The sequence below is a fragment of the Oscillibacter sp. genome, from assembly GCF_031978065.1.
Classification (GTDB): Bacteria; Bacillota; Clostridia; order Oscillospirales; family Oscillospiraceae; genus Oscillibacter.
On the sequence record NZ_DALZCH010000106.1, the window covers coordinates 1 to 10,764 of the forward strand.

6 protein-coding genes are annotated in these 10,764 nt (G+C 54.2%); all 6 read left to right on the forward strand.

The genetic code is table 11. The features are described 5' to 3' along the window. The first annotated feature begins 348 nt into the window (after window positions 1-348). On the forward strand, window positions 349-1,707 hold the full coding sequence (locus tag RTK01_RS13550) for an MATE family efflux transporter (protein WP_312281481.1): 1,359 nt from the start codon (window positions 349-351) through the stop codon (window positions 1,705-1,707). A 30-nt stretch (window positions 1,708-1,737) separates the two neighbouring features. Beyond that, window positions 1,738-4,017: an ATP-binding cassette domain-containing protein gene (locus RTK01_RS13555; RefSeq protein ID WP_312281482.1), complete on the forward strand. Its 2,280-nt coding sequence runs from the start codon at window positions 1,738-1,740 to the stop codon at window positions 4,015-4,017. Window positions 4,018-4,133: 116 nt separating this feature from the next. Continuing rightward, the gene (locus tag RTK01_RS13560; RefSeq protein ID WP_312281483.1) at window positions 4,134-4,805 is read left to right on the forward strand and encodes a YgjV family protein; all 672 of its coding nucleotides are present in this window, start codon (window positions 4,134-4,136) and stop codon (window positions 4,803-4,805) included. A gap of 146 nt (window positions 4,806-4,951) precedes the next feature. Beyond that, window positions 4,952-6,679, forward strand: coding sequence for a sigma 54-interacting transcriptional regulator (locus RTK01_RS13565; RefSeq protein ID WP_312281484.1), 1,728 nt, complete (start codon window positions 4,952-4,954; stop codon window positions 6,677-6,679). Between the two features lie 390 nt (window positions 6,680-7,069). Further along, window positions 7,070-8,017, forward strand: a complete 948-nt coding sequence (locus RTK01_RS13570) for a sugar phosphate isomerase/epimerase (RefSeq protein WP_312281485.1) — start codon at window positions 7,070-7,072, stop codon at window positions 8,015-8,017. Between the two features lie 122 nt (window positions 8,018-8,139). Continuing rightward, entirely contained in the window at window positions 8,140-9,657 is a 1,518-nt protein-coding gene (locus RTK01_RS13575) for an alanine/glycine:cation symporter family protein (protein WP_312281486.1), read from the forward strand. Window positions 9,658-10,764 lie beyond the last annotated feature (1,107 nt).

Consider the following 10,764-nt stretch of genomic DNA (forward strand, 5'->3'; position numbering starts at 1 on the left):
GTCAGGGCAACATCGAGGGCAAAAAAGAGCTGGCGAAATACATTGCCGGCATTCAGGACGAAAGCGGTCGATAATCCCCTGCTTGAAGCCGCCGCAGCTTGTCCAGTCCATTGAAAACGCTCCGGATTTAAGGGAGCGGCGCTGCTTTACAGCGCCGCTCCCCTTTTTGTGTGGTACAGACGACGGAATTTTGCCAAAAACAGCAAAACCTTTGCACGAACTCTGCTCTTTTGGTTTCCCGCTTGCGTTCCCTATCAGGCACAAGTATCATTGAGTTTAATTGGCATGATGCTCATTCTTTGAAAACGTATGACGGCCGCCAGAGAATAATGGAAAGGTGAGATTGACATGCGCGGAGAGGATATCTTGGACATGACCAGCGGCTCACTTCCGGGAAAAATCCTGATGTTTGGCCTACCTTTAATGGCTTCCAATGTGCTGCAAATGCTGTTCAACGCCGCGGATATTGTGGTAGTAGGCCGCTTTGTGGGTCCTGCCAGTCTGGCTGCCGTGGGCAGCACCGTTCCCATTATTCATATGGTTCTCAACCTTCTGATCGGAATTTCCGTGGGCGTAAACGTCTCCATTGCACGCTATTTTGGAGAGGGAAACCGGGAGGTCGAAATCTCCCGCACACTGCACACGTCTGTGCTGATGGCACTGGTAGGCGGTGCGGTTCTGGGCGCGGCGGGCATTCTATTCTCCGGGCATCTTCTGACCCTGGTCTCTACTCCAAACAACGTTCGCCCTATGGCTCTTGCTTACATCCGAATTTGCTTTGCCGGTACTCCGGCGTTGATGCTCTACAATTACGCAGCCGCCGCCCTGCGGGCCACCGGAGACACCAGACGTCCCCTGCTGTTTCTTCTATTCAGCGGCACATTAAACGTGATTTTAAATATCGCGTTTGTGATACTCCTGCACGCCGGAGTCATAGGCGTGGGGCTGGCCACCGTAATCAGTCAAGTCTTCAGCGCCGTCCTGATTATGTGCTATCTGGCGAAAAGCCGGGGCGTCCTGCGGTTTTCCTGGCGCAGTCTGGGGCTGGACCGGGCCAGCCTCGCGCGCATGGCTGGCATCGGCATTCCAGCAGGAGTTCAAAGCTGCCTGTTCAGCCTGTCCAATGTGGTCATTCAAAGCGCCGTTAACACTTATGGCAGCACCGTGATTGCAGGCTGCAGCGTGGGAGAAAATGTGGAGAGCTTTCTGTATATCTCCATGAATTCCTTTCATCACGCCTGCCAGACCTTTACAAGCCAAAATATCGGAGCCAGACGTTACGACAGAGTTGCCCGCATTGTGCGAATCTGCCTTTTATACACCGTGGTTCTGGGGGCCGTCCTGGGAGCGGCTGTCACAGGCTTCGCCCCAAAGCTCATCGCCATTTACAACAGCGACCCGGCTGTCATCGACGCGGGCGTGCTCAGGCTGTGGATTGTGGCGGGGCCTTATGTGATATTTGGCATTGCAGACGTTCTGGTGGGCGCTCTCCGGGGCTGCGGCTTTTCCCTGACTCCCGTAATCATCAATCTGTTGGGCACCTGCGTATTCCGGGTGGCATGGATTGCCCTGCTGGACACCCCCAACGTGGGGATTGAGCGCGTCTATCTCTCCTACCCCATTAGCTGGGCGCTGATCACGGTAACCCTCAGTGTGTTTTGGATATTTCTGCGGCGGCGCCAACGCCTTTCGGATGGCTCCGTCTAATCATTTCGTCAGACCTTAAGAGGAGCACGTATGAAAAATCAGTTCACACGAGAAAGCATAGAAATCACAGGCGCATCCGAAAACAACCTTAAACACATCAGCCTCCATATTCCCAAGGAGCAGTTGGTGGTGCTCTCGGGCGTTTCGGGTTCGGGGAAAAGCTCCCTTGCCTTTGACACCATCGCAGTGGAGAGCAGTCGCCAATGGCAGGGGACCTATCCATTGTTTCTGAGAAACCGCTTTCCCCGGTATGAGCGTCCCGCAGTGGAAAACATCCGGAATTTAACGCCCTGCGTTGTGGTTGACCAGCGGGCCATCAGCGCCAACGCCCGCTCCACCGTGGGTACGGCGACAGACGTAGCGCCTCTCATTCGTCTGCTGTTTTCCAGAGTAGGCCGCCCCAGCGCCGGCGGGTCCATGACTTATTCCTTCAACCATCCCCACGGCATGTGCCCGGAGTGCACGGGCTTGGGCGAACGGGTGCAGATAGACGAGACGCTGATGTTCGATCGGGACAAATCCATCAATGGGGGTGCCATTCGCTTCAGTCAATTCTCCGGCGGAAGCTGGCAGGAGTTTTACTATCATTGCAACCCGCTGCTAAACCCTGATAAAAAGCTGCGGGATTTTTCCCAGGAGGAATGGAAAGTTCTGCGTATCGGGCCCGACACACCTTTGGTGATGGACTTTATCCGCAACAATACCGGCCAGGTGTCCAAGCTCCCCTACGAGGGTGTGGTCGCCCGGTTTAACAGACTTTATCTCAACCGGGACATCTCGGATCTGAAAAAGCAGGTGCGCGACGAGGCAATGCGATTCGTCCATCGCTGCCCCTGCCCCGCCTGCGGAGGAAGCGGCCTCAACCCTCTGGCGCTGAAGTCAAAAATCAACGGCTGCAATATCGCCGATTATTATAAGATGCAGGTCAGCGACCTGCTGGCGGTTCTGGACGACATTGCAGACCCGCTGGGGCGGTCTATGGCGGACCAGATCGGCGTGTGCCTGCGGCATATGGTGGATGTGGGACTGGGCTATCTGAATCTGAACCGCCGCACGGACACACTCTCCGGCGGCGAGGCCCAGCGCTTAAAAATCGTGCGCCATCTGGGCAGCAGCCTGAGCAACATCACCTACATTTTTGACGAGCCCACCGCCGGTCTTCATCCGGGGGACGCGAATCGCATTGGAAAGCTGCTGCTGGACTTGCGCGGCAAGCACAACACGGTTCTCGTTGTGGAGCACAACCGGCAGATGATCGAATTAGCGGATCACATTGTCGAGTTGGGCCCTCTGGCGGGAGGACAGGGCGGAGAAATCGTTTATCAGGGCGACATGGACGGTATGCTGCGCGGCGACACGCCCACGGCCCACTCCATGCGGGAGAAGCTCTCTGTAAACCCGCACCCACTGAACTGGACGGAAGGTTTCCCGATCCAGCACGCCAGAGCACACAATCTTAAGGACGTGTCCGTTACCATTCCAAAGGGCGTTCTCACCGCCGTCACCGGCGTGGCCGGTTCCGGCAAAAGCAGCCTGATTTGCCATGAGTTTGTTGCCCGTCATCCCGAGGCGGTGGTCATCGACCAAAAGCCCATGGGTATCTCCAGCCGCTCCACCCCCGCCACTTACACGGGCGTGATGGACGAAATACGAAAATTGTTTGCCAAAGACAACGGCGTGAGCGTACAATGGTTTAGCGCTAACTCCAAGGGCGCCTGCCCGGTTTGCAGGGGCAAGGGCGAGATTACGCCGGACGTGGCTTTCGCCGATCCTGTGTCCATCTTGTGCGAGGAGTGCCAAGGCCGCCGCTTCAATCCCACCGCGCTGAGCTATACCTATCGGGGAAAGAATATTGAACAAGTTCTGAATTTGACGATTGATCAGGCCCTCGTATTCTTCCCTCTGCCTAAGATTCAAACTTCCCTCCGTTCCATGCAGGAAGTGGGGCTTGGCTATATGACCTTGGGCCAGCCCACCAGCACGCTTTCCGGCGGCGAGGTCCAGCGCCTCAAACTTGCCGGTGAGCTGCGTAAAGAGGGTAATATCTATGTGCTTGACGAGCCCGCCACCGGACTGCACCATCAAGATGTCGTGCATCTGCTGGCGCTGCTGCGCCGCCTTGTGGCGCAGGGCAACACCGTGGTGGTGGTGGAGCATCGCATGGAGTTGATCGCGGCGGCAGACTGGGTGATTGACATGGGGCCTCAGGGCGGGCGCAGCGGCGGCCGCGTGCTGTTTGCCGGCGTTCCAGAGGCGCTGTTGAATTGCGAGGCTTCCGAAACCGCAAAATTTTTACGCACCCGCATTTAAAAACGAAGCGGTTCCCCGCTGCCCTGCACCCGCGTTTCGTACAAACTGCGTCTGAAGCGGAAAAGGCGGGCAAGATCAACAGCGCTGAGAGTGGATTGCCGGGAGGAGATGGAAGGATGTACGCCATCGCGGTACAGCTTATTGGATTTGTGGGAATGGCTTTTTGTATCGGCTGCTTTCAAATCAAAAGCAGCAGGTGGATGATTCTGTGCCAGATGGCAGGGAATCTGCTGTTTGTGGTTCAGTTTTTGATGCTGGGCGCTTACAGCGGCTGCGCCACTCTGGCCTTTGGCGCGGCAAGCAGCCTTTTCATCGGACTGGAGGGCCACGCCTGGGCGGAGTGGAAGGGGTGGCAATGGGTGTTCGCCCTGCTCACCGTTGCGGCATGCCTTCTGACCTGGAGCAAGCCGTATGATTTTTTCGTACTGGTGGGACAGGTGGCTTTTATTCTCACCACATGGACGAAAAACGGACGCATTATACGACTGGGGAAGCTGACGCTGGTGGGCCCGCCCTGGATTGTCTACAACCTTCTTGTCCGCTCCTACGGCGGCGTTATCAGCGAGACCTTCGGCATCATATCCACGCTGATTTCCAGTTGTCGGTTTGGGCTGAAGGCTCTGTACCAGAACGCCTTAAAAAAGCGCCGCCCGGGAAGCTTCCCGCGCGGCGCTTTTTTGTCGAAACGGTCGCCGCGTGCCTGCGGCGGCTCGGTAAGCTCCACCGAGGTGAGAAACTGCAAAAAAACAGCAATCCCCCGCACAGAAATTTTGTGCAAAAAAGCTTAAAGTAGAACATGGGATAAAGTTTGACTCCACTGGTCGTCCGCGCTTTACTCGGGTGGTATAATAAAGCCTATATCTTTTTTCAGAGGCAGTTGAGAAAAAATATAATCAGGGGTTTCAATCAGAGGGGACATGAGGAGGCACGACAGATGAACTATCAGGGAATCATGACGGCATTTTCACAGTCCGGAATCGGCGGGCTGGTTTTATCGAAGGACGGTGTCATCCTGTCGGCGAACGAGGCGGGCGACCGGCTTCTGTGCGGTCAGGGAAAGCTTGCGGGGCAGCAACTCATTGACATTGCAGGAGAGCTGGGACAGGAATCCAACAAGCCGGTTTACACCTGCGTTGAGTTTGACCATTATGTCACCCGCTGCCCCACGCCGGAGGCAGACGGCCTTCCGGAAGGCGCACAGTTGATTGTATTCCGCAACGCGGTGGACGACGCCTGCCATGATATGCTGATCAGCGTGGTTAACCAACTGGAAGAGGCCGTGGTTTTGTGCGATGAGCATGGCCGCATTTACCTTGTCAACGACGCGGCTGAGAAGATGGACGCGCTGGTGACGCAGGATGTTCGGGGAATGCCTGTCTCCGAGGTATATTTTATGCGAGACGGTGAGGAGTGCGGAACTCCGCAGGTGCTCAAAACCAAGCAGGCCATTTTGAACAAACGGCAGTCCTACACCACGCGATTCGGACATGACGTGGACATCGTCGTCAATATGTACCCGATTGTCCAGAACGGGCAAGTCCTGGGCGCGTCCAGCATCATGCAGGATTGGCGCACGCTTGATTTGCTGCGCAAACAAATCATTGATCTTCAGGATCAACTGGTGGAGCAAAGCTCGAACGGCAGGCCCACCAAGGCAAAGCCCCTTTCAGCGCACTATCGCTTTCACGACATCATCCACATCAGCCCGGTTATGGACGAATTGATCGCCCAATGTCAGCAGGCGGCGCGCTCCAATTCCTCTGTGATGATATACGGAGAGACAGGGACCGGGAAAGAATTGATTGCCCAGAGCATCCATAACGCCAGCGGCCGAGCCGACGGCCCATTTCTTGCCATCAACTGCGCAGCCATTCCGGAAAATCTGCTGGAGAGCCTGCTGTTCGGCACGGAGCGCGGCGCATACACCGGCGCGGAGAGCAAGCCGGGCCTGTTCGAGCAGGCCAATCACGGGACGCTTCTGCTGGATGAGGTAAACTCCATGAATATCAATCTGCAAGCCAAGCTGCTGCGCGTTTTGCAGGATAAGCGCATCCGCCGCGTCGGCGGCACAGAGGAAGTTCAGGTGGATGTGCGCGTAATTTCCAACACCAACGTTCCTCCATATCAGGCGATTGAAGAGGGAAAGCTTCGGCGCGACCTGTTTTATCGTCTGGGCGTGGTCAGCATTACGGCGCCTCCTCTGCGGGAGCGGCCAGAAGATATCCGGCTGTTGGCAAACAGCTTCTGCCTGAAATACAACGAGGAGTTCCACAGAAAGGTCAGCGGTATTGATGAAAAAACTTTCAGCCTGTTTCAAAATTACAGTTGGCCCGGCAATGTGCGCGAATTGCAGCATGCCATTGAGCATGCCATGAATATCCTGCCGGATACGCAGTCGGTGATTTCTCCAAAATATCTGCCCCGGCATATTTTGGACGAGGACACGGCAAAGCAGATTGTCACCGAGCTGCAGCAGCCCCCCCGCCTGCTGGGACCGCTGGATGAGGTCATCAGAAAATTTGAATATGACGCGATTTTCCAAGCCCTTAAAGATGCCGATGGCAATGTGTCGGAGGCGGCGCGTATTCTGCAAATTGACCGGCAAAAGCTGCAATACCGAATTAATCGCTATAAAATAGAGCCGGAGGCATCCGCAAAATAGGCGTGGGTCCGAGCCGACGGCTTCCCCGAAAAGGGGCCCCCTATATGTGCAAGCCAGCCTCTTCAAAAGAAGCGGCTGGCTTTTTCTATGAAAAGCTATGATGAAAAACAATCATCGTTGTTGAAAAATTATAAAAGGGTTTGTCTTTTATTAAATTTTGCAAAAGATATGTTGATTTTCTTTCAACAAATTTAAGCGATATGTACAAATTTAAATAATCATGTTTGGCAACACACATAAAAACACCTGTGTTTTTTTAATTTATTTGTTTAAGTTTCACGCTGGCATGATAGTTGCTTTCTTATATTGATGCGGACGTTTTTCGCCCGCAAGCCGGTCGTCCGGACAACGGCGGACAGACGCATGAAATCTTAAATGGGGGAAAAGCAAATGAAACACATTACAGGAACCGGAACTGCACGTAAATTCAAACTGGGGATGCACACTTATACTCTGCACCTGAGCGGCTTGGGCGAAAGCTGGGGGTTTCAGAGCGAGGGAAAGACCTTTGCTTTTGAGAAAGTCATCAATCTGGATAAGCTGATGGATTTGTGCGTAGAGGAAGGAATCGAGGTCATCCACATGACGCTGGTGGATCTGGACGACGACCTGTCCGACACACATCTGGCGGCTGTCAGGGAAAAAGCGCAACGTCTTGCGCTGGACCTTGAGCTGAACATTTCCTTTAACGCCCCGTCCGACCCTCGTGTCAATTGCACCATTGAGGAGTCGCTGGAGATTGCGCATAAGCTTGGCTGCAAGCTGGTCAAATACAGCACGGACGTGGAACATCCCCATCGCCTGACCCATGCGTGTATGTGCCCGGAAGCGGTAAAACAGATGGCAGACATTGTAATAGATTTCCAAAAAAACCTACCCACGATTGAAAAGTATGGAATAAAAATTGCGATTGAAAACCACTGCGATCTGTTTTCCGACGAGGTAATCTGGATGGTCGAGCAGATCAATCATCCTTTGGTCGGCGCTTGCTGCGACACCATCAACTCCATGGTTCTGGCAGAAGGCATCAAGGACTGTGTGGATAAAATGGCTCCATACTGCTACTGCGTACATTTTTGCGACAACCGCATATTTGCCGACCCCGACGGCACGCACTCCCTTGGCTGCGCTATTGGCGACGGCCAGGTAGATGTTGTTGAAATCATGAAAGTTTTGCGGGAAAAGGCACCCGCCGAGCTGGACACCATTGACCTTGAAATTGAGCTTCCTCTCAGCGGATATTCACTTGAAGAAGGCCGCAAGGAAGAACTTCTCGCCATGCGCAAATCCATCAAATTCATGCACGAAGTTCTGGATATTGGCATCAAGGGACGCTGATCTCACTCGGGTTTCCGCCACCACAGAGAATTACGGCTGACAAGCAAGGAGAACGTTGCCAAGGCCGCATCTCTTATGAGCCCCATATTTTTAGGTTTTAAGGTAAAGGAAGGGAGAAAACTATGAACTTTTCATCATTCATTATGACCATCAATAACCTGCTTTGGGCAACTCCCCTGATCGCGCTGACCTTTGGGCTTGCCATCATCTACTGCATTGCGATGAAATTTGGTAACGTCACCAAAACGGGGCTGCAGTGGAAGCTTCTGAGATCGGGGAGCGGCTCGCAAACGGGCCTGTCGGCATTTGAAACCTTCTGCTCAATTGCGGCTTATCGTGTTGCCGTGGGCAATATCGGCGGCGTCATGGTCGCAATCATGTACGGCGGCCCGGGCTCTGTCTTCTGGATGATTATAACCGCGCTGGTCACCTCCGCAGTTGCCTATGCTGAAAACAGCCTCGGTCAGATTTATAAGGTCCGCATGGACGGCCAGTACCGCGGCGGCCCATACTTCTATATGGAAAAAGGCATTCCCTGGAAGTGGCTGGGCAAGACGTTCGCAATTATTTTTGCCTTGTTTGCCACCGTTGGTGTTCCCCTGCTGGTCACAGGCCCCAGCGCCAACAACATTGCCATGGCTTTTGAAAATAGCTTCGGCATGAGCCGTGTCCTCACCGGCGTGATTGTCGCCGCCCTGCTGTTTCTTGTCATCTCCGGCGGCGTTCGCCGCATCGCCAAGTTCTCCACCATTATCGTTCCCTTTATGACCATTGGCTATCTGCTTGTCACAATTGCTGTTCTTGTGAGCAATGCCAGCGCAATTCCCTATACATTCTCCATGATGATTGGAAGCGCTTTCAACGTCCACGCCGTGTTTGGCGGAATGATGGGCGGCGCTTTCTCCTATGGCGTCAAGCGTGCGGTAAATTCCTCCGGCTCCGGCTTTGGCGAAACGCCTTCCGCCGCAGCTGCGGCAGAAACCAAGCATCCTGCCACGCAGGGTCTGGTGAATGCCTTCTCCGTGTATATTGACGTGGCAGTCTGCTTTTGCTCCGGCATCATGGCGCTTGTCACAGATTGCTTCAACGTGCTGGGCCCCGACGGCACCTTTATGCACATTGGACAGGGCTCCGCGCAAATGGCCGTCCAAGCCGAAACCATGACCGCGGGCGTCGTGTGGGTGCAGGAAGCAGCAAACACCGCTCTTCCCAACGGCATCGGCGGCATGATCATCGCGCTTGCACTGTTCTTTTTTGCCTATTCCACCTGCATCGCGTATTATTACGAAGGAGAGTCGGGCCTTGCATATCTTTGTAGAAACATGAGCGAGAAAACCCGCGGAAAACTGATCTGGGCCACCCGTATCATCATGCCGCTCTTCTTCCTGATCTGGGCAAATGTCACAGCGTCTACCGCCTGGGCAATCAGCGAAGTCATGTTTGCTCTGATGGCCTGGTTCAACCTCGTCACCCTTGCAATTCTTCTCCCCAAGGTCAAAAAGGTTTACGACGACTATATGGCGCAGCGCAAGGCCGGAGTGGAAGAGCCTTACTTTGATCCCGATAAGGTGGGAATAAAAAATTGCGAGATATGGACGGAGATCAACAAAGACCGCATCCATGCGGACAAGGCAATCTGAGGATTTTATAAAACCATTATTCCGCCTCCATTTTAAGGCTCAACCGCAAAGCCACAGGCTTTGAATCGCTTTTATTTCATGGCAATCATCCGGCGTAAACACATCACCAGTCTGCCCTCGGCATTAGGGCAGGCTGGTGATGCTTTCTTTCCGAATGAATGACTTATCTTTCCGTGGGTCCGCGAAACGACGGGAGGCCGTCTCAAGAAACGTTCCTGAACGGGTTTTCCTGCTGCTGCGCAAGGTGTACGAGAGTTTTAGCTCTCCGCGAAATTCCTTCAAGGTCCTCTTTTTACTGCAATGGGCTGTCATCGTCTACCCGATTTCCAAGCAACGCAATTTGAGCACTTCCCACTTCAACTATGCGAAAAGCTGCGGCATGTGTGCCGCATAGGGGAATTCTCTGTTCTTTCTTCTGCTCTAATTTTACCGCCACACATCCCCATAGGTATCAATACAGCAATTGCACAATTATATGAATTCGGAAATATACTGGAAAAGCGAAGGCGTATTTGCTGCTCAATAAATGCAAGGGAGAGAATCCCATGAAATATAACGACAATAACAGTGGTGATTTTCCAAGAATGAATAGAATTCAATGTAATGATCTATCCAAAAACAAATGTTGTAATTCCTGCTCATCGTGTCCTGAACCCTGCTGCAACCCAATATGTTGTATTACAGGTCCCGCAGGCCCACAGGGTCCGCAAGGTCCAACTGGCGCGGACGGTGCACCGGGCCTCATTGGTCCGACTGGGCCCACCGGTGCTAACGGCGCAACTGGTCCGACCGGTCCCACCGGTGCTAACGGCACAACTGGTCCGACCGGTCCCACTGGGCCCACCGGTGCTAACGGCACAACTGGTCCGACTGGGCCCACCGGTGCTAACGGCGCAACTGGTCCGACCGGTCCCACCGGTGCTAACGGCACAACTGGTCCGACCGGTCCCACTGGGCCCACCGGTGCTAACGGCACAACTGGTCCGACTGGGCCCACCGGTGCTAACGGCGCAACTGGTCCGACCGGTCCCACTGGCGCAACTGGCGCAACCGGCGCGGACGGTGCACCGGGCCTCATTGGTCCGACTGGGCCCACCGGTGCTAACG